At 60.1% G+C, this 17752-nt stretch carries 19 protein-coding genes; 10 read left to right on the top strand and 9 right to left on the bottom strand.

Annotation, left to right across the window (positions count from 1 at the left end; all coding sequences use genetic code 11):
• The first annotated feature begins 130 nt into the window (after positions 1 to 130).
• From VL52_RS17480 to VL52_RS24740, 8 genes are all read left to right on the top strand, one after another.
• Complete coding sequence (locus tag VL52_RS17480) at positions 131 to 1717, top strand: hypothetical protein (RefSeq protein WP_046158231.1); 1587 nt, start codon at positions 131 to 133, stop codon at positions 1715 to 1717.
• Positions 1718 to 1724: 7 nt separating this feature from the next.
• Entirely contained in the window at positions 1725 to 2021 is a 297-nt protein-coding gene (locus tag VL52_RS17475) for a DUF2523 family protein (protein WP_046158230.1), read from the top strand.
• 5 nt (positions 2022 to 2026) lie between these two features.
• Complete coding sequence (locus tag VL52_RS17470; protein WP_046158229.1) at positions 2027 to 3100, top strand: zonular occludens toxin domain-containing protein; 1074 nt, start codon at positions 2027 to 2029, stop codon at positions 3098 to 3100.
• Positions 3097 to 4341: a type II secretion system protein GspD gene (locus VL52_RS17465; RefSeq protein ID WP_046158228.1), complete on the top strand. Its 1245-nt coding sequence runs from the start codon at positions 3097 to 3099 to the stop codon at positions 4339 to 4341. Before VL52_RS17470 ends, VL52_RS17465 begins: the two co-directional genes overlap by 4 nt.
• A 393-nt stretch (positions 4342 to 4734) precedes the next feature.
• Entirely contained in the window at positions 4735 to 5253 is a 519-nt protein-coding gene (locus VL52_RS17460) for a DUF3304 domain-containing protein (RefSeq protein ID WP_052729383.1), read from the top strand.
• 9 nt (positions 5254 to 5262) lie between these two features.
• Positions 5263 to 6837: a T6SS phospholipase effector Tle1-like catalytic domain-containing protein gene (locus VL52_RS17455; protein WP_046158227.1), complete on the top strand. Its 1575-nt coding sequence runs from the start codon at positions 5263 to 5265 to the stop codon at positions 6835 to 6837.
• 83 nt (positions 6838 to 6920) lie between these two features.
• Positions 6921 to 7679, top strand: coding sequence for a DUF8168 domain-containing protein (locus tag VL52_RS24745; RefSeq protein ID WP_144410314.1), 759 nt, complete (start codon positions 6921 to 6923; stop codon positions 7677 to 7679).
• A gap of 264 nt (positions 7680 to 7943) precedes the next feature.
• Positions 7944 to 8471 (top strand): hypothetical protein, encoded by a 528-nt coding sequence (locus VL52_RS24740; protein WP_144410313.1) that lies wholly within the window; start codon positions 7944 to 7946, stop codon positions 8469 to 8471.
• Between the two features lie 22 nt (positions 8472 to 8493).
• Here the strand turns inward: VL52_RS24740 and VL52_RS17445 are convergent, their stop codons facing one another.
• Together VL52_RS17445 and VL52_RS17440 are read right to left on the bottom strand one after the other, a co-directional pair.
• On the bottom strand, positions 8494 to 8955 hold the full coding sequence (locus tag VL52_RS17445) for a hypothetical protein (RefSeq protein ID WP_046158225.1): 462 nt from the start codon (positions 8953 to 8955) through the stop codon (positions 8494 to 8496).
• A 249-nt stretch (positions 8956 to 9204) separates the two neighbouring features.
• A complete protein-coding gene (locus VL52_RS17440) occupies positions 9205 to 9894 on the bottom strand; it encodes an NAD(P)-dependent oxidoreductase (protein ID WP_046158224.1) in 690 nt (229 codons plus the stop codon).
• Between the two features lie 300 nt (positions 9895 to 10194).
• Between VL52_RS17440 and VL52_RS17435 the strand changes: the two genes are divergently transcribed.
• Both VL52_RS17435 and VL52_RS17430 read left to right on the top strand, forming a co-directional pair.
• On the top strand, positions 10195 to 10530 hold the full coding sequence (locus VL52_RS17435; RefSeq protein WP_052717349.1) for a hypothetical protein: 336 nt from the start codon (positions 10195 to 10197) through the stop codon (positions 10528 to 10530).
• 15 nt (positions 10531 to 10545) lie between these two features.
• Positions 10546 to 11484 (top strand): acyltransferase domain-containing protein, encoded by a 939-nt coding sequence (locus VL52_RS17430; RefSeq protein ID WP_046158223.1) that lies wholly within the window; start codon positions 10546 to 10548, stop codon positions 11482 to 11484.
• A gap of 71 nt (positions 11485 to 11555) precedes the next feature.
• Here the strand turns inward: VL52_RS17430 and fabD are convergent, their stop codons facing one another.
• The 7 genes from fabD to VL52_RS17395 are packed head-to-tail and all read right to left on the bottom strand — an operon-like array spanning position 11556 to position 17751.
• Entirely contained in the window at positions 11556 to 12686 is a 1131-nt protein-coding gene (gene fabD / locus VL52_RS17425) for an ACP S-malonyltransferase (protein ID WP_046158222.1), read from the bottom strand.
• A gap of 35 nt (positions 12687 to 12721) precedes the next feature.
• Complete coding sequence (locus VL52_RS17420) at positions 12722 to 13957, bottom strand: beta-ketoacyl synthase N-terminal-like domain-containing protein (protein WP_046158221.1); 1236 nt, start codon at positions 13955 to 13957, stop codon at positions 12722 to 12724.
• Positions 13944 to 14183 (bottom strand): acyl carrier protein, encoded by a 240-nt coding sequence (locus VL52_RS17415; RefSeq protein ID WP_021476122.1) that lies wholly within the window; start codon positions 14181 to 14183, stop codon positions 13944 to 13946. The genes VL52_RS17420 and VL52_RS17415 overlap by 14 nt, the downstream gene beginning before the upstream one ends.
• A gap of 32 nt (positions 14184 to 14215) precedes the next feature.
• Positions 14216 to 14965, bottom strand: a complete 750-nt coding sequence (locus tag VL52_RS17410; RefSeq protein ID WP_046158220.1) for a polyketide synthase — start codon at positions 14963 to 14965, stop codon at positions 14216 to 14218.
• Complete coding sequence (locus VL52_RS17405; RefSeq protein ID WP_046158219.1) at positions 14962 to 15750, bottom strand: enoyl-CoA hydratase/isomerase; 789 nt, start codon at positions 15748 to 15750, stop codon at positions 14962 to 14964. The genes VL52_RS17410 and VL52_RS17405 overlap by 4 nt, the downstream gene beginning before the upstream one ends.
• Positions 15738 to 16997, bottom strand: coding sequence for a hydroxymethylglutaryl-CoA synthase family protein (locus VL52_RS17400; protein WP_046158218.1), 1260 nt, complete (start codon positions 16995 to 16997; stop codon positions 15738 to 15740). The genes VL52_RS17405 and VL52_RS17400 overlap by 13 nt, the downstream gene beginning before the upstream one ends.
• A 52-nt stretch (positions 16998 to 17049) precedes the next feature.
• Complete coding sequence (locus VL52_RS17395) at positions 17050 to 17751, bottom strand: MBL fold metallo-hydrolase (protein WP_052729381.1); 702 nt, start codon at positions 17749 to 17751, stop codon at positions 17050 to 17052.
• Between the last annotated feature and the right edge of the window lies 1 nt (position 17752).

Genomic DNA, 17752 nt, shown 5'->3' with positions numbered 1-17752 from the left:
TCGGGGCGCTTCGGCGTCCCTTTTTTTCGCGAGGATGGAATGTCGATCAATGCGCTTTGGTATCTGTTTATTTTTGCGTTCGGCATGGTCTGCGGCTTTGTCGTCGTCCAGGGATTGCGGGGGCACTGATATGAAACTGTGGAAGCGGATCGTGCTGATTTTTTCGCTGACGTCGGTGCTGTTCCAGCAGCAGGTTTACGCCAGTCCCGCCCTGGCGCTGGCGCCGGTGTTTGAAGGGGTGGTAAACCGGGCGATAGGCAAGGCCATTGTGATGAACCTGGAGCGCCGGGGCGTGATGTACGCCGCCAATGACGCCGTGTTCGCACGCACCATGACCTATGTAGGCAATGCGGCGAACGATGCCATGTGGGCCAGCACTGCGGTGACGACGATTGCCGCCGTCGCCGGCGCGCCGGTGTGGCTGACCTGCGCCCTGGGCGTGGGAGCGGTGGCCGCCGTGGGTGCCATCGCCTGGGGCGCGTACAAGCTCACGCAGGAATCCGCCACGGTGCCCGGGCCTAATGGCCAGGAAACGCCCAAGCTGATGCCGAACGGCCAGCCGGAGCCGGCCGCGCTGACGCTGTCCCATGCGACCGCCACCGACACGCCCACCACGCCACAACCGCAGCCGGTGCCGGTGCCCGGCGCGGGAAGTTTTCGGCTTTACCGCAGCCCGCTATGCAATGCTTCGCTCAGCTCCGATTGCGCCGCCCTGCCCGAAGCGGGTCCGGAGTTCCCGCTCTGGACCAAGGCCGTCGGCTCCGCCAATCAAGCCTTGTTCGTGATGTCAGGGGCCGATGCCACGCAGCAGTATCAGGCGAATTTGCTCAGCACGCTATGCAAGCCCAGCTACAACCGGAACAACTGCCGCGTGACCTGGCTGAAGCCGATTGATTATCAGCTGGAGGATCAGCCCGCGCCGCCTGGTTGGCCTGGCCCATGGAATCCATCGCCAAGTAAACGTTGGTACGGCATCTATCGGTTTGAGTACGACCGGGGCGGGCCGACTCAATTCGATGGCGGTACGGTCTATCTCATGCCTAACGAGGCGTACAAACCGCCCACATCGACCACGGGCACGCTTGAAGATGTCGTCAAGTCGCTGACGGACGAGGATCTGAAACAGCCGGTACCGGATGCATTGATTGCCCAGCTGGCGAATCGCCTCTGGCAGCAGGCTGCCGGCAAGCCTGGCTACGATGGCCTGCCATACTCGGCGACCGATCCCATCACGGCGGAGGACATCGCCAAGATGCGCGCCGAGAACGCGGATATCCGCCCGACCTGGGGCGACATGATCAATAGCACGCCGTCCCGAGCGCCTGGCCAGCCGGTGCCGATCTCGCCGAATCCCATCCCGCTGACGCCGCCGACGCCCACCCCGAATCCCAACCCCACGCCGGATCCCAAGCCGAATCCAGAACCCAGCTCGAAACCCGACTTGGGGCCAGATCCGGGCGTAGGCGTGCCGGGCCTGGAGAACATCCCGTCTGCCGCCGAGATCCTGCGGCCGCTGCTGAACCTGTTCCCGGAGCTGCGCAACTTCCGCATGCCGAACCATTCAGGCGAGTGCCCCAAGCCGGTGTTTGATCTGTTCGGCCAATCCATCCAGATGACTACGCACTGCGACCTGGCCGAGGAGAACCGCGCGGCGATCTTCTCCACGATGTCTGTCGTTTGGATGCTGGTCGCGCTGTTCATTATCCTTTCCGCTTGAGGTCGCCATGGCTCCACTTTTCGGCATTCTGGTTTCCGCGCTCAATACCGCGCTGGCGTTCCTGGTGCGCAGCATCATCGTCAAATTCGTGACCTTCTTCGCGATGTTCTTCGTCGTGCATGAGTTCGTCCCGGTCATTGAGTCGTTGCTACCCAACGGCTACGGCGTGTCGTCCAGCCTGGTCACGCTGACGTCCGGGACTTGGTACTTCCTGGATCTGTGCGCCTTCTCTATCGGCTTCCCGGCGGTGGTCAGCGCCGCCGCGATCCGCTTCATCATCCGCCGCATTCCGATCATCGGGTAATCGCCATGCCAATCAATGTCTATACCGGCCTGATGCGATCGGGCAAAAGTTATGAGGTCGTCTCCTCGGTGATCCTGGACGCGATCGCCCAGGGCCGCCGCGTCGTCACCAACGTGGACGGCATCAACAATGAGCGCATCCGCGCCTACCTGGCTGACAAGCGCAAGCTCAAGCCTGAGCAGCTGGGCGAGGTGAGCCATGTCACCAACGAGGACGTGTTCCGGACGGACTTCTTTCCGTACTACGACGACGCCAAGTCGGCCCACACCGACACCGTGGTGCAGCCGGGCGACCTGGTATGCGTCGATGAGGCCTGGCGCTTCTGGGGCACGGACTGCAAGCTGCTGAAGGAACACAAGTCCTTCTTCCTGGAACACGGCCATTTCACCCACCCGGAAACTGGCGTGGCCTGCGACCTGGTGCTAATGATCCAGGACATGGGCACACTGCACCGCTTCGTCAAAAATGTGGTGGCCTTCAGCTTTCGCACCCATAAGAAAGTGTCCCTGGGGCTGGGCCAGGTCTACAGCATCAATATGTATGAGGGGTGGAAGCAGAACGGCAAAACCTCGACCGGAACCTGGGTCAAGAAGTACAAGCCGGAAATCTTCCCGCTGTACCAGTCGTTCAAGGACGGTGCCCAGGGCAAGACCGTCAATGCCGACGCTCGGCAAAACATCCTGGCGAGTAAAAAGCTGTGGGCGCTGGTGGGCGGCATGGTGCTGACGGCAGGCATGTCGGCGCGCTACACCTGGCTGTTCTTCCACCCGAAGCCGAAGGACGAGGCCACTGCTGCGCCCGCAGATCCTGGCAGGCCTTCTGCACCAGGCACTGCGCCCGCCGCACCCGCTGCGCCTGCGAGTCCGGGCTATTCCGACGCCTGGCGCGTGGTGGGCCGTTACGAGAGCAACGGCACCGCCTGGGTGGTCGTGGCGAATGGTGCCGGCCATCTGCGCGTTGAGTCTCCCTCGGTCTTCAACAACGACGGCATGGCCATGATCGGCACGATTGATGGCCAGCGCGTCACCCGCTGGACTGGCGGGGTTTCCTCTTCACTTGTCGGCGAGTCGAAAAAATGAAATACCTGTTTGCCTTCTTCATCCTCTTGGCCAGCGTGACGCGCGCGGCGGATCTGCCGGCGAAGGCGGTCAAATTCGACTTTCAAGGGGTGCCGGTCTCCCAGGTCGTTCAGCTGGTCTACACGGATGCCTTGAAGTCGGGCTACGTGCTCGATCCCAAGGTGTTGCAGGATACCCGCGTCGTGTCGTTCCGCTTCGACGGCAAAGGCGATTTGCGGGCCTTCTGGCGCGCGTTCATGGACAGCCTGGGCTATCAGGTAGACAGCCGCGCCGGCATCGACTTTGTCCAGGCCAAGCCGGAGGCCCAGGCGCTGGCGGGCGAGGTGTTTGTCTACCGGCCCAAATATCGCGACGTCAGCTATCTGGCGGATCTGCTGGGGCCGTTCGTCAAAGGCTCGTTCGCGGCCAATCGCACCATTGCCGTGCCGCCTGAACAGCGCTCGGACAAACCGGCGCCCCAAGGCTCAGCCGCGGCGCTGCTCGACAAGGCCGGCTCTGATGTCCTGCTGTTCCAGGGCGACAAGACCGACATCCAGCGGCTCAAGCAGATCCTGCCGCAGCTGGACACGCCGACAGGACAGGTAATGGTCCGTAGCCTGGTGTACGAGGTGAACACCGGACGAAAGGAGGGCAGCGCTTTCGACCTGCTGCTGTCTGTCCTGGGCGGCAAGCTATCGGTAGGGCTGAACACCACAGCCAGCCAGCAAGACAGCTTCATCCGCTTCAAGTCTGGCACGGTTGACGCCGTGTTCAGCGCCTTGGCCGGCGATAGCCGGTTCAAGGTGGTGACCAATAGCCGGCTCCTGGTCAACTCCGGCCAGGTGGCGCATTTGTCGGTCGGCCAGGACGTGCCCACAGTGTCGTCAATCTCGTACCCGAACGGCGGCAGCACCCCGGTTCAGTCGATTGAATACCGCTCTTCGGGCGTCATCTTCGACCTGACGCCGAATGTTCGCCCTGGTGGTGTCGATATGCGGGTACGCCAGCAGATCAGCGACTTTGCCAAGACAGAAACCGGGGTGGACAACAGCCCGACGCTGACCAAGCGCGAACTGTCGACCTCGGTCGCGGTGGCGGATGGCGAAATGGTGTTCCTGGGCGGCCTGCAGCAGAACAAGGAGGGGGGCAGGCGCAAGGGTTTCAGCTTCCTGCCGCGCGCCCTGGACAGCGCGTCGTCGGATGCCAGCGCGAGCGAAATCGTGATGCTGTTGCAGGTCAGCACGCAAGGCCGGGGCGGATAAGCGCCCAGCAGCCGCCCGCCCGCAGCGGCAGCGAGGACGGACGGACTGCGGGGCGGGAAGCCGCCGGGCCACATCGAGCGGGCATGCCCCACATCGTCGCGCCGAAGCGCGCGTTAGAACCTCTCCTGCCTGTCAATATCCAAACCGGAAGCCGCACGCGGAGCACAGCCATAGGCGAGCACCGAACGGGTGAGGATTTGCGTTATTGACGGGCCTGCCCACGTAAAGACCCTCCACGGCAAGGCCGGGGGATGTTGGCTTGCCAAACATCCCCGGGGCATGCCGCCCGGCGAGGGCGCTTTTGACTTCCCTTGGACGAGATCCACACCAACGGTCAGCAGACAGTTTGTGCGGACTTGGTTTAGCATTTCCTGAAATTTCACGGAGAAACGCATGCGGGATTTGAGTAGATTCATGGCCCTGGCGTGCCTGCTGCTGGCCGGTTGCAGCACTGCCGCCACTTCGCAACAGGATGACGTCTTTACCGATGATGCTAGGGCCTTGGGCATTGTCCTGGTCAACCATACGGATCGCTATGTTTCCCAGGCCTATGTCGGCAAATATTGGGCGGCAAATATTGGAAAACGCTATGAGGATGGCTCGCCACGCGGGGGGAACTCGTCGGTCTGCTGCTATTCAGGCGTGACCGACTGGCGCAAGCCGGTTCGAGTGGCCTGGACATGGGGCCGAGAGGAAGAGCCCGGAGTCGCCAATAAAAATGGCACTTATACGCCAGGCAAGCTGATTCTTCCCGATGAAAGACATGAGGTGATGGCCAAATTCCCGCCGCGCTTCCCGCTTGATAGCCCGGATCGCTTCAAGCAAGAGACCGCGCTTTGTGTGATTTTTAGAGATTTGAATACGGTGGATTTGGCGTATTCCGTTGGCGGGTTTGATTGCGATAAAAAATAAGGATCTTTAATGAGCTTGCGGCAATCTGGAAATTACATCGAAGATAATATCCTGAATGAAGCGGCAAAAAAGGCCAGGATAGATCGTTACGAAAAAGAGCGTGGCGAATGCAAAAGCATAATGGACAGAATCCGGTGCCGATTATGCGTCAAGATTAGTATTTATTTTGACGGCACCGGAAACAACCTATACGACCAGCAAGCGAAACCACCCGAGAAACAGGCCATATCCAATATTGGGAGGCTGTACCTTGCGAATATAGACGACAAAAGCCAGGATGCTTTTCGTGTTTATGTTCCTGGCGTTGGCACAAGCTTTCGTTCTGAATTTTCTGGCGTGGGAGAAGATAAGGGTGGCAAGCTGGGCCTGGCATTTGGCAAGGGCGGCGAAATGCGCCTGGAACATGGCTTGCGAGCCATGAAAGACATTCTTGATATTAAATATGGCGATGGTGCCATGAAACACATCCCGGTTATTCAGGTGGATGTGTTTGGCTTTTCGCGCGGTGCCACTCTGGCACGCGCATTTGTGCTTCTCTTGCTCAAAGAGCAATGCCGGATACTGGATGATGACTCCATTGAATGGAAATCTCATTTCGGCAAGTGGGTTCCGCTAGAAATTAACTTCCTGGGCATATTCGATACGGTCGCTTCAGTGGGTGGGCCGGGTCTGCATGCCGGCTGGGCATCCGATTTGCGCATTCCGCCCCAGGTGAAGCGCTGCGTGCATTTGGTGTCGGCGCATGAGGTGAGGCGGGCTTTCCCCCTGGACTCCATCGCGCATGATGGCGCGTATCCCAACAATAGCGAGGAAGTCGTTTATCCGGGCGTGCATTCCGACGTGGGCGGTGGCTATTACCCAAACGAGCAAGGCCGAAGTAATGATTTGGCTAAAATCCCGTTAAGGGAAATGTATCTTGAGGCAATTAAGGCAGGGGTGCCGCTGCTCTCTTTAAAAGAAATAGATCCAAAAGTACGGTCTGAATTTTATCTGAGCGATGACTCATGCGTAGATTCATATCTCGCATACCGGGAAGCGCTTACGAGCTCAGGCGGGGACTTGATCAGTCAGATCCAGGCGCACCGCACCCCCTTGTTCCGATGGCGGGGCGAGCTGGCCAGGCGCAACGACATGATTGCGCTGATTTCCGGCCTGGAGGCCAAGGCAGACTGTGCCGCCTGCCAGGCTGCGCCGGCCACAAAGCCGCAAGTCAAATTTAGTGACAACCGGCAATGGAAGGACACGGTGCCCGAGGATGCGACCGAACAAGGCAAGCAGCTTGTCACGGAGCAAAAGCGGTTGATCCGGCGCGTTGAGTTCATGCGCGCCCCCTACGACGAAAGCAGCGGCCAGGAACGGACGCCGCGCGCCCCTACGGATTATGAAAAACTGATTCTGGCCGCCTGGGACAGCAAGGTGCCAGTGCCGGATGCCGTGGCGACGTTCCTGAAGGATCACGTGCACGACTCTGTGGCCCACTTCTCCGGCTGGCCCTGCGCGCTGTACGAGCCCAGGGAGATTTTCTTGCACAAGGACACTATCCTGGCGCAGAGCCCGACAACAGGGCAGGGCGCTATTGTCTAGCCAGCATTGCATGAAAAAAAAGACCCGCCTCGGCGGGTTTTTAACTATTACGATAACGAGCTTGCATCACAAGGGAGGGTCGCATGCAAACTACTATTCATCTTCTCGGTCACGTATTGCAGGCGAATGCAGTCAACATTTCCGTGGACCATGATCCGGTAGTGAACTGGGACAGCCCTGACATTGATCTAACCATGGCATTTAAGATTAAAGTTTTAAACTCTCAAATCGACATTACTTGCGAGCTGAATCGATGGAGTGAAGACTTACTCCCTCATATTTACATGAGAGCTTTTGATCTGAGCCGAGCTTCTGTCGATGTGGTTGCATTTGCAATGGGAAGCGGGCTTTCAGTGCATCTTCATACATTAATCAGGCCTGACGGAACATCAATCCCTCTCTTATTTAATGACCTTAGATTGCCTTCACTTTGTTCGGCTTACAATTTATCAGAGGGGTTTGACGAAATTCTCAGCATGGCTTTGCTAAGCCCAAACCTTTTTATGGCATTTAATGATTTAATTCAATCAATCACGCTTCCTCATAAATCTTTAGTGAATTGCGCGAGAGCTATTGAGAGAATTCGAAACCTCATTACGCCAGGGAAGGGTAAAGACAAGGCTGCTTGGGCGGCCATGTGTGATGCTTTGCGCATTGATGCCACGTATCTAAAGTACATCACTGACCATTCAAAAGCGCCTCGACACGGTGAGCCCAGCCACACCCCCGGTGACATTACGAATGAGGTAGTGGCCCGTTCGTGGTCTGTCATGAATCGTTACCTTGAATATCGAAAAGCTGGTGGAGTGCTGCCAAGTAGCTTGCCTCAACTGACTGGCTAGTAACGTCCCACAAGGCCGCGAAGCGGCCTAGACGGGTGACTGGTAATACCCGTCTTTTTTCTCATTTTGATCGAAGAGCAGCTGTTTTTGCCCTATTTTTATCCTCAAAAAATTCCATTGTCATCCGCAAGTATCCCGCTCGACGGCACGCAACGGAACCGGATCACGGCGCGGAGCAGGGGGGCTGGGGCGGCGGCGATGACTATCGCGTACATGCCACCTTCCATTAGCATTCAGGCACACCCACCGTTTACTAGGGGTTCTATGGACAAAATCCAACTCTTAGACCGCGTTGCGTTTGCTACTGCTGTCATATCTGCGTCAATCTCAGCACTGGCTGGCGGATATGGCTGGACTAAGACAGCCGTTATCAGTGGCTGCATAGCAGCAATCGCCCCAATTGCCAACCGAATCATAAGCAATCGAGTACTAGCGCCTCTACAAGCTCGAGTACTCACACCCAAACAGTCCCAAAAAATCACCACGAAACTACTGGAGGGAGGGCCCTTCAAGGTGTTTGTTGCACACAACCGCCATGAGGCTGAACCCGCCATGTATCACGCACAGTTTTGTGAGGCTTTGAAGGCTGGAGGCGTTGAAATTACATGGTTTGGCGGCATGTCAAATACCACGATAGGCATTGAGCTCAGCGGCCCCGAGACACCTGACATGCGACGTCTCATGGATGCTCTTGACGCTGCAGGTATCAAGTACCAGCTGATTGTCTTTACTGATGCGCCAGGCCTTGCTCTGTGGGATGGTATCGCGCTGTGGATCGGAGGGCGCTTGTGAGGTTGTTGAATGGCCCGCGCGTTCAAATTTCATCACGATCATTGAATATACCGCCCAGCAACATGCCATAACGCGCGTCTCGGTGGCAGTTTTGACGGTAGTAGTCGCGTTCTTTCATCAGCGTTTCAATCAATTCAGCCTGTTGCTGCGCCAGCTTGTGCGCACGCCGATATTCGGCCAGCAGTTGCAGTTCGGCGTAGTTGATCCGGGCGCCGCTTGATGGACATACAAGGGCGTCGGCCCGGTCGCTGAGCCTGAAGTCACGAAACGGCCCGAACTGCTCGCCGAGGGTCGTTGCGGTGCGATTAGTGAGGTAGTAATGGACCAGCCTCGGCACAGGGTCGCGGCCACGTCGCCAGCGCTCAATTTTCTGCGGTGTGACATCCAGCTCATTGGCCAGCGTCTTGGCGTCACCAAAGCAAAGCGCCCGGTACAGTTCGTCCGGGCGGCATGGGAATGTTGTGGTTGGGCTGTAGTGCTTCATGAGAAGGCAAGAACTTGATCAGGGAACGGCTTCAGTTTCCTCAAAGTGTTGCGCGGATACGACATGAATCGTGTCAGTCGCGTAGAAATTTTCCGGCGCAATCTTGCCCATAATTTTGAAATCCAAGATTTGACATAATATAGATTATGCGAATCAATGCGAGGCAGGATGTCGTCGAGTCCGATGGCAAAATTCGTATCCACGAACAGACTGTACGGGGCTCGCATGGCGGGTTGCCGGCTGTTTTGACTAAGTTGCCGACGCAGCTGTCAGAGCGGACGGCGTCTGGCAGCCCACAATAGCCGGCGCTTGCTGGATTAGCTCATCATTGCTCAGCGCTTCCACCATGAACATCGCGAAGTCAACTCGACGCGTGATGTTGCTGGCCAGAATGGCGTCGCCCACGTGCTGGCTCCAAACCGGCAAGCCCTGGCTTGCGCCCTCTTCTAGATTGCTTCCTCGAACCACGGTCCAACGCGTATTACTGGAAAATATGCGCCGGAACGCTTCAACTTGGTCATTGATTTCGCCGATGCGAAGCACTCTCATCAGCCAGCCGCCGATGAGGACCGCAGCTCTGATGGACAAGGGATAGACGTCGCGCCCATCACGCGTAATGTGCCAGCCGCATGAAAAAACCAGCCGTGCGCGTGGCGGTGCGAAATCAAGAACAGCCTGAGCGGTTCCCGTGGAGTATTTTTGCATGCCCCATGGCACCAGTACGGTCAGGACTCCATCGCACCCTGCCACAGCCTGTTCCACTACGCGCCGATCATCCGTCGCGCCAGGAAGAATCGCAATTCGATCCTTGAAACGCTCCAGCTTCCCGACGCTTGCCGCGCGGCAGACTGCGACGACCTCGTATCCGCGGTCCAGCGCATGCTGGACCATGTATTGCCCGAGCTTGCCAGATGCTCCGATGATGCAAATTTTCTTCATAGCCTTACCCGCCAATTTGAACGTGAAACATTGCGTTCTGCTACTCAAAATACTTCGCCGCAAGTTAAGAGACGATTGAATCCTGTCTCGAATCTAACTCGGACCTGAAACAGGTAGGACGGTTACAGCGAAGCGCCGCGCAACGACGCGAAACGTTGCGGCTTCGCTTTGCCATGCATTCATTCATCTGTCCGCCTGCAAGCAGAAACGAATTTGCTAGAGTCTGCCGCAAGCGCGAGTGCTCAGCGCGGCCATGCCGTTTTGAATAATTGTTTCTCCAGCACTTCGAAAGGACGAGCCATGCATACGCCCACCACTTCGGTTCGTTACCGCATTTACGGCGCCAGCCCTGCCCGGGAATGCAGCTTGCTGATCGATTACGTCCCCGCCTCGTCGGATCTGGATAAGATCGCCCTGCTCCGCCACATTCAGCTGGCGGCAGATGAGCCGCTGCGCAGTTGGCCGGCGCGAGATGCCCTGCAAACAGATGACTTGTTTGAAATCGAATGCGTAAGCGGCCAACAGGCCGCATTGCGCGCGGTCGAATTCTGGCGCGCCTATTTCCGGGCATTGGGCGAGCCGGTGATTGAGTCTGGCCATCTGCCTCCGATGGACGCTGTTCGCGAACCGGCTTGATTTGGGCGGGCGTCGATGATCACGATATTCATGTTTTCGGGACAGGGATCGCAATATTTTCAGATGGGCCTGGAGTTGTTTGGCTCAAACCCGGAATTCCGCAGTTGGATGGAAACGCTGGACTGCCAAGTCAGGGAGCGAACCGGCGCATCGGCGTTGGAAGCGATCTACTCTCGCGGCAAGAACGAGACGTTCGACCATATTCCGCATACCCATCCAGCGATCTTCATGCTGGAGTACGCGCTGGCTCAGTGCCTGCAAAGCGAGGGGCTGCATCCGGACCTGACGCTTGGGGCCAGCATGGGGTCGTTCGCCGCCGCCGCGGTTGCCGGCTTTGTTTCTGTTGAGGATGCGCTGGATGCGGTAATCAGCCAGGCAGGCGCTTTCCACGATAGCGCCATGCCCGGCGGCATGCTGGCAGTCCTTGCTCCGATGGACAAAACGGTCGGTCGCCTGGATGGACTGCAATGGGAGCTGGCGGCCGATAATTTCGACGGCCACTTCGCCTTATCGGCTCCCGCGGCGCAATTGACGGAAATCGAAGCCAGGCTGCGCAGTCTGGACATCGCTCATCAACGGCTTCCAGTGCGCCACGCCTACCATTCGCGCTGGATAGACGACGCGCGGGACGATTTTCTGCGGCGCACCTCGCATCTATCTTTCAAAGAAGGCGCGCTGCCGCTGATCTGTTGCGAGCAAGCCGACCCGTTGCGGCGTCTGCCGGCCGACTTTTTCTGGCGCGCAGTGCGCAACCCCATCCGCTTGCGTGAAACCATCGCGCGGTTGGAACGCGATGGCGGCTGTCGCTATATCGATGTCGGTCCGTCCGGCACCATGGCCACATTCGTTAAATATCTGCTGCGAAAAGATGGCGGCTCCAGCGCGCATGCCATCCTGACCCCTTACGGACGCGACCTGAACAACTTGGCTCGTTTGCGCGAAACCATGGTCTGAACCGCTGGTTTCAACGCATGAGAAGCCGCGGTGAACCTCACCGCGGCTTCTCTATACGCGCCAACGCCAGATCACGCCGGCGACACTTCGTCCAGGTCGAAATAGCCGTTGTAACCCTTCATATAAACTGCCGCGCGGTGGCCGAACAGCACCATGGCTTCGGTGCGAGTCTCCAGTTCCGGATAGCCTTCCATCGAGGTTTTCACCTTGCTGCCGATCGGATGTCCACGATTCCAGGCGGCGACTTTGTCGGCTGCGCTCTCCGTGGCCTGCCCGGAGGCGGACTGCTCCGCTTGAGCCGCCTCCTCGGCTGGCTTCTCCGCAGCCTGGCCGGTGGAAGCCGGCATCTGCTGTTTGATGCCGTAAACCAACCGGGTCAGCACGTCGCCGGCGCCCATTTCCTCGAATGCCGCGTCTTGGCCGCGCTCCGCGGCCGTTTCCAGCAGGTACTGGATGCTTTCGGACCAACGCACCGTGCTGGCGATCTGCCGCGACAGCGTGTCGGCGACCTTCTTGTCCTCGTAGGGACGAGCCGAGTAATTGGCGATCACCGGAATCTGCGGCTTGGCGAACTTGAACTGCTTCAAGAATTTAGAGAACGCCTCCTTCGCCGGCAGCATGAAGCGGGTATGGAAGGCGCCGCTGGTATTGAGCGGGTAATAACGCATCTTGCCGCGTTGGAACAACTGCTCAGCCCGGGCGATCTCGTCAGCCTGGCCGGAGATGACGATTTGCGAGGGGGTATTGTAGTTGGCGATGAATACGTTGGAGAGCCCGTTCTCGGCCAGCGCGCTTTCAATCTCCTCCTTGCCTGCGTTGACGATGGCGGCCATCGCGCCGTTGCTCACTTCGCCCATCAGCTCGCCGCGCTTCTGCACCAGTTTGAGCCCGGTTTCGAAGTCGTAGCACCCTGCCGCCATCAGTGCGTTGAATTCGCCCAGGCTGTGGCCGGCCAGAAAGTCCGGCTTGCCGCTTCCCTCTTCCAGCTTGCGGAAATAGCTCAGCGCATTGACCACGTACAGCGCCGGCTGGGTGAAGCGGGTCTGATTCAGCTCGCCGCGCGGGTCGTCGATGCACAGTTCGCGCAGCGAATAACCCAAAATGCCATCGGCCTTGTCCGCCAGGTCCTTGAAACCGTCGAACAAATCGCCGCCCATGCCCTTGTACTGAGAGCCCTGGCCGGGAAACATGAACACTTTCATCCTATTTCACCTCCACTGAATCATTGTTTTACAGATCAGACGCGGCTAAAACAGACCGCTGTGTTGATGCCGCCGAAGCCCATGCTCAGATTCAAGGCATGCCGCATTTCGTGCCGCGCCGCCTCCGAGCCGGTCCAGCCCAAATCCGGAGCCATCGGACTATCCAGGTTGCGGGTGGGGTGCAAGCGCCCTTCCCGCATTTGCAGCAGGCCCGCGATCAACTCCACCCCGCCGGCGGCGCTCAGCCCATGGCCGACCAGAGCCTTGGTGGCGTTCAGGCGAACGTGGTCCAGTCCGCTGGCGCGCAGCGCTTGCAGCTCAGTGGCGTCGCCCAGTGCGGAACCTGTTCCGTGGGGATTGATGTAATCGATGTCCGCTGCGCGCAAGCCAGCGGTTTCGAGCGCTTGCCGTATCGCCTCCACCTCGCCCTCGAGTGCAGGATTCGGATTGCGGTTGCCATCCATCGCGATGCCCCGGCCGGACAGCCTGGCATAGGGGTTGATGCTCTTGCGCCCCGCGCGCTCCACCACCACCGCGCCGCAGGCTTCGCCGTAGATGAAGCCGTCGCGCCCCTCGTCGAATGGCCGGCAAGCGAGCTGGGGCGCGTCCGCGTAACGATCCGACCCCATCGCGCCCAGCGAGCGGAAGCTCTGGCACTCCCAATAGGACAGATCCATCAGCGCGCCCAGCGCGATGCAGACATCCACCCGGCCGCTTTCAACCGCCTCGCATGCCTGCAGCACCGCCAACTGTCCGCTGGCCGACGCGCCGCCCGCCGTATACGCCATGCCCCGTATGCCGAAGGCCTCGGTGCACAATCCGCAGATGTCGCTATCCATGAAGGACAACGCATAGGTCGGCCGTAAAAAGGATTCGCGGCCCCGATAGGCTTCCCGCGACAGCATCAGCTCGCGCTGCTGTAGGTTGGATCCCCCCACCACCAGGCCGATCCGGTGCGGCGGGACCTCATCCAGGCAAGCATCCAGCCAGGCTTCGCCCAGCGCCGCCAGCGCCGCCTTGCCCGACCAGGATGCGGCGCGCTGCAGCGATGGGGAGACTCGATCCGGCAGGCCTAGCTCGCCGATTTCCGCGCCGAGGAAGAGCGACAAGGCCGGATCGGCCTCCGGGCGTTGCCGGCCAGGCCGCTGCATGGCCGCGAAACGCTGACGGCCCTCCATCAAGCCCTGAAGGAAGTCCTTCCTGCCCTGGCCGATGGCCGAAACCACGCCCAAGCCGCTGACGAACAGATCCCGTCGCTCAAAGCTTCGCATGGATGATGCGGGCCAGTTCGCCGATGTTTTCCGCCTTGGCCATTTCGATCAGCGGGGCGTTGAGCGACAGCGACTCCAGCGTCATCATGATGATGTCGGCGCGGTCCACCGAATTGGCGCCCAGCGCGCGCAGCGAGTCGGACTCGCTGAACGCGTGGCCTTGCAGGTCCGGCACGATTTCCCGCGCGTGACGGGCGATGATTTCCAGCACGCCTTCCTGATTCATTCGTTTGCTCCTCTAGATTAAGCGATTGCGTGTCAACGCCCGAACAAGGCCTCGATCCGTTCCCGGACCTCGGGTTGGTGAAAGGTCTGTTCGTGCAACTCAAGTTCCTGCTCGATGAACGCCGGCAGCCTCGCGCGCAAAGAGGCGCTCAGGTGCCGTTTCAGCGTCACCAGCGACTGCCTGGGCTTCTCCGCCAGCGATGCGGCCAGCTCCAGCGCATGCGGCAGCACCTGCTCGCGCGGCAGCACGGGAAACGGCGCGCCTCGCCGCTGCAGCTCTTCGCCGCGGTAGTTGCCGGCGCCCAGCATCATTTCCTGGGCCAGCGCCGGTCCCAGTTTCTCCGGCAGCACCAGCGTCGCGCCCATGCCCGGCGTGAAGCCGTATTTCATGAAATTGGCGGTGTAGACACTTTCCCGCGCCAGCACAGCCAAATCGGCGAACAGCCCTAGCACGAAACCGCCGCCGATGCCGTGGCCCTGCATCGCCGCCACCACCGGCAGCGGGCAATTCAGCGCCACGCTGTACAGGTCCTTGTCGGTGAAGCGGTAGCGGCCCTCGAACAGGTCGCGCAGCCCTTCCTGGGTGCCGCCGCTGGAAAAATAGCTGTCGTAGCCGGTCAGCACCACGGCGCGGACATCCTGCCGCGCGCCGGCTTCGGCAAAGGCTTCGGTCAGCCGATCTATCATTTCGAAGGTGAAGGCGTTCTTGTTGGCGCGGTCCTGCATCCGGATCAACGCCACGCCGGGCAAGGCGTTCTCCACCGCGACGACAGGCCCGCTCATGGCTGGCCTTCCCACGGGAAGCGGCCGGTCCTGACGAAGCGGGCGATCTTTTCCAGGTTGTCCGCGTCGGAAAACACTTCGACGTTGGCGGCCAGCGCCGGCGCCATCGACCGCTGCAGCGAATCGTCCAACTCCGCGGCATAGCGCTTGTAGCGCGCGATGCCGGTCTTGCCCATGCGGCGCAGCCGCAGCAACTGGGCGCGCAGCAGCTTGTCGCTGTTTTCGTCGCAGGCGTCCACCAGCCCCCACTCTCTCGCCAAGGCCGCAGAGACCGGCTGGGTGGTCAAGGTCATGTAATTGGCCTTGGAGAAACCCACTCTCCGGATCAGGAAAGGCAGCACGCAGGCCGGCATCAGGCCGAATAGCAGCTCGGACAGGCCGAAAGTGGCCTTGTCGTCGCTGAGCACGATGTCGCAGGCGGAGACGAAACCGATGCCTCCCGCGTTGGCCTTGCCCTTGACATGGGCGATGGTGACGTAAGGTCCGCACGCCAGCCTCTGCCACAGCCGGTACAAGGGTTCCGGATGCTGGCCCCCGCTCGCGTCGCCCGCGCCCAGCCTTTGCTCGATCTGGCGGAAGTCGGCGCCGGCGCAGAACACCTCGGGCTGCCCTTCCAGCACCACCACCTTGGCCGCCTCGTCGCAGGCGGCCAGCGCCGCGGACATTTCCTCTACCAGCATGTCGTTTATCGCGTTGCCGGCATCCGGCCTGTCGATGCGGATGAAGCAGACCTCATCCTCCAGCCGAACCTGCAGCGTTTCCCCGCTCCGGTTCAGGAGATCCATTCGTACTCCCGATGGAACTCCTTGATTTCTTTCAGGAACAATACCGGGCGGCCCATCGTCTTGCGCGCTTCGGACACGAAGCTGGTATCCACCATCAGGTTGCGGGTGCCGAATTTCAGCCTCAGATTGCGTTCCAGCAATTCGTCGTACTCCGCGATGGTCAGCGCGCGGCGGCGGTCCAGATGCTCGCCTATCCTCATCCCGCGCAGCCGGCGCTGACCTTCCGGGGTGGCGATGCCGCTGAAAAACTCGGAGCAGCAGCCGGAGCCGTAGGAAAACACGCCGATGCGGCGCGGCGCATCGATTTCCGCGTGGTCTATCGTGCTGGCCAGCGATAGCGCCGCCGTCGCGCCCATGATGTTGCCCACGCGCTGGCAGTGCGTCATGCCAGGCATCACGCGGCGTTGGAAATCGGCCTCGATGTCCGCCGGGGTGGCCTTGGCCAGCTTGCGCATCATGTTGCGGTGCGCGCCTTTGACCATGCCGCCAAACGGCGTGTGATAGGCCAGATAGGAAAAGGTTTGGGCGAAATCGGCCCCCGTCACGCGCTTCTGGTATTCCAGGAAAGCGTTTTCGCAGCAATTCAGATAGGACAGCAGCGACAGGTCGGTGTCGCCGGCATCGGTGTCCGGCGAAGGGCGGCAGGTGTCCATCACCTCGTAGCCGTAATAGCCGTTGGCGCCGACATCGATCTGGAAAATATGCGGCCGGTCGCTGACCAGCATGGCCACCGCGCCCGAGCCGCTGCTGGGCTCGGCGAACGACCAGTCGGCCGACAGCGCGTCGCCGCCCGCTTCCACCATGAAGCGCGACACGTCGGTGGCCAGCACCAGCGCCTTGGCGCCCGGCGAGGCCTGGGACAGCACGAAGTTGATCGCGTTCTGCAGGCCCACCACGCCGGAGTAGCAGGCATTTTTCAGCTCGAACAGCCGGCAGTTGCGATTCAGCCCCAGCAGGTCGTGGCAATAGGTGCTCATCGACTTGCCGAAGTCAAACGCGGACTCGGTGCAGGTGATCACCATCTCGATCCGGTCCTTCTCCTCCGGACTCAACGCGTCGATGATGGGCTTGGCCGCGTTGACCGCGAAGGTGATCGGGTCTTCGTACGGCAGCGCCACCGACTTTTCCTTCATCAGCAGGTTCTCGAACCGGCTCATGTCCAGTCCCCTATGCTCCGCCAGCTTGAACACGTCCAGACAGACCGTGCCGGAGAACACATTCATCGCTTCGATTCCAACGATACTCACGTCATTCCTTTCGAGTCACTGTGGTCGGCCGCGCAGGGCAGGCGCGCCGGATCTAACGGAAAGCGAGCAGCTTTTGCATGCTCTGCCCGCTGCGCAGCCGGTATGCCGCGAAGCTTTCCCGGTCGCGAAACTGGAGATAGATGTTGCAGGCCAGCACCTTGGACAGCGGCTGGCCGGGTTCCAGTTGGTAGGTATGGCCCGGATAGATGCGCGTATCCCTGGGCAATGTCCCCTTCAGCCGCTCCAGGCTATCGAACATCTGATGGGCCGCCGCTTCGTCGGGACAGATGCCGCAACCTTCGATGAACAGCACATCGCCGGTGAACAAATGGCCGCCGATCAGATAGCAGGCGCAGCCAGGCGTGTGGCCCGGGGTGAGGATGGGCTGGATGCGCAGCCCGCCCACCTGCCATGGGGTTTCGTCTATGGCGGCGAGGCGGGCTGCGCGGTAGCCTGAGGCCGCGATCTCCCGCTCAGACATCCATACCGGGCAGCCGTGCCGTTCGGACAACTGCTCGGCCAGATGAATGTGGTCGAAATGCGCATGGGTGAGCAGGATGCCGCGCAGCCTGGCGGCGCGGCCAGCCAGCGCGGCCTCTATCTTTTCATCCTGCCAAGCCGGGTCCACCAGCACCGCGTCGCGGCTGAGCGGGTCCATCGCGAGATAGTTGTTGTTCTTCATGAACTGGTGCTCGACGCGGATCACGTCGACCACCGGCGCTACCTCGCACTCCTCCATCCGCATACGCTGCATC

This window comes from Chromobacterium vaccinii, from assembly GCF_000971335.1.
Taxonomy (GTDB): Bacteria; Pseudomonadota; Gammaproteobacteria; order Burkholderiales; family Chromobacteriaceae; genus Chromobacterium; species Chromobacterium vaccinii.
Note: the sequence above shows the minus strand (reverse complement) of the source record. Positions and strands in the feature narration are given on the sequence as shown.

Excerpts from the sequence above, each read along its gene's own strand:
- VL52_RS17480 (WP_046158231.1), top strand. The coding sequence starts at position 131 with ATGAAACTGTGGAAGCGGATCGTGCTGATTTTTTCGCTGACGTCGGTG.
- VL52_RS17475 (WP_046158230.1), top strand. The coding sequence starts at position 1,725 with ATGGCTCCACTTTTCGGCATTCTGGTTTCCGCGCTCAATACCGCGCTG.
- VL52_RS17470 (WP_046158229.1), top strand. The coding sequence starts at position 2,027 with ATGCCAATCAATGTCTATACCGGCCTGATGCGATCGGGCAAAAGTTAT.
- VL52_RS17465 (WP_046158228.1), top strand. The coding sequence starts at position 3,097 with ATGAAATACCTGTTTGCCTTCTTCATCCTCTTGGCCAGCGTGACGCGC.
- VL52_RS17460 (WP_052729383.1), top strand. The coding sequence starts at position 4,735 with ATGCGGGATTTGAGTAGATTCATGGCCCTGGCGTGCCTGCTGCTGGCC.
- VL52_RS17455 (WP_046158227.1), top strand. The coding sequence starts at position 5,263 with ATGAGCTTGCGGCAATCTGGAAATTACATCGAAGATAATATCCTGAAT.
- VL52_RS24745 (WP_144410314.1), top strand. The coding sequence starts at position 6,921 with ATGCAAACTACTATTCATCTTCTCGGTCACGTATTGCAGGCGAATGCA.
- VL52_RS24740 (WP_144410313.1), top strand. The coding sequence starts at position 7,944 with ATGGACAAAATCCAACTCTTAGACCGCGTTGCGTTTGCTACTGCTGTC.
- VL52_RS17445 (WP_046158225.1), bottom strand. The coding sequence starts at position 8,955 with ATGAAGCACTACAGCCCAACCACAACATTCCCATGCCGCCCGGACGAA.
- VL52_RS17440 (WP_046158224.1), bottom strand. The coding sequence starts at position 9,894 with ATGAAGAAAATTTGCATCATCGGAGCATCTGGCAAGCTCGGGCAATAC.
- VL52_RS17435 (WP_052717349.1), top strand. The coding sequence starts at position 10,195 with ATGCATACGCCCACCACTTCGGTTCGTTACCGCATTTACGGCGCCAGC.
- VL52_RS17430 (WP_046158223.1), top strand. The coding sequence starts at position 10,546 with ATGATCACGATATTCATGTTTTCGGGACAGGGATCGCAATATTTTCAG.
- fabD (WP_046158222.1), bottom strand. The coding sequence starts at position 12,686 with ATGAAAGTGTTCATGTTTCCCGGCCAGGGCTCTCAGTACAAGGGCATG.
- VL52_RS17420 (WP_046158221.1), bottom strand. The coding sequence starts at position 13,957 with ATGCGAAGCTTTGAGCGACGGGATCTGTTCGTCAGCGGCTTGGGCGTG.
- VL52_RS17415 (WP_021476122.1), bottom strand. The coding sequence starts at position 14,183 with ATGAATCAGGAAGGCGTGCTGGAAATCATCGCCCGTCACGCGCGGGAA.
- VL52_RS17410 (WP_046158220.1), bottom strand. The coding sequence starts at position 14,965 with ATGAGCGGGCCTGTCGTCGCGGTGGAGAACGCCTTGCCCGGCGTGGCG.
- VL52_RS17405 (WP_046158219.1), bottom strand. The coding sequence starts at position 15,750 with ATGGATCTCCTGAACCGGAGCGGGGAAACGCTGCAGGTTCGGCTGGAG.
- VL52_RS17395 (WP_052729381.1), bottom strand. The coding sequence starts at position 17,751 with ATGCAGCGTATGCGGATGGAGGAGTGCGAGGTAGCGCCGGTGGTCGAC.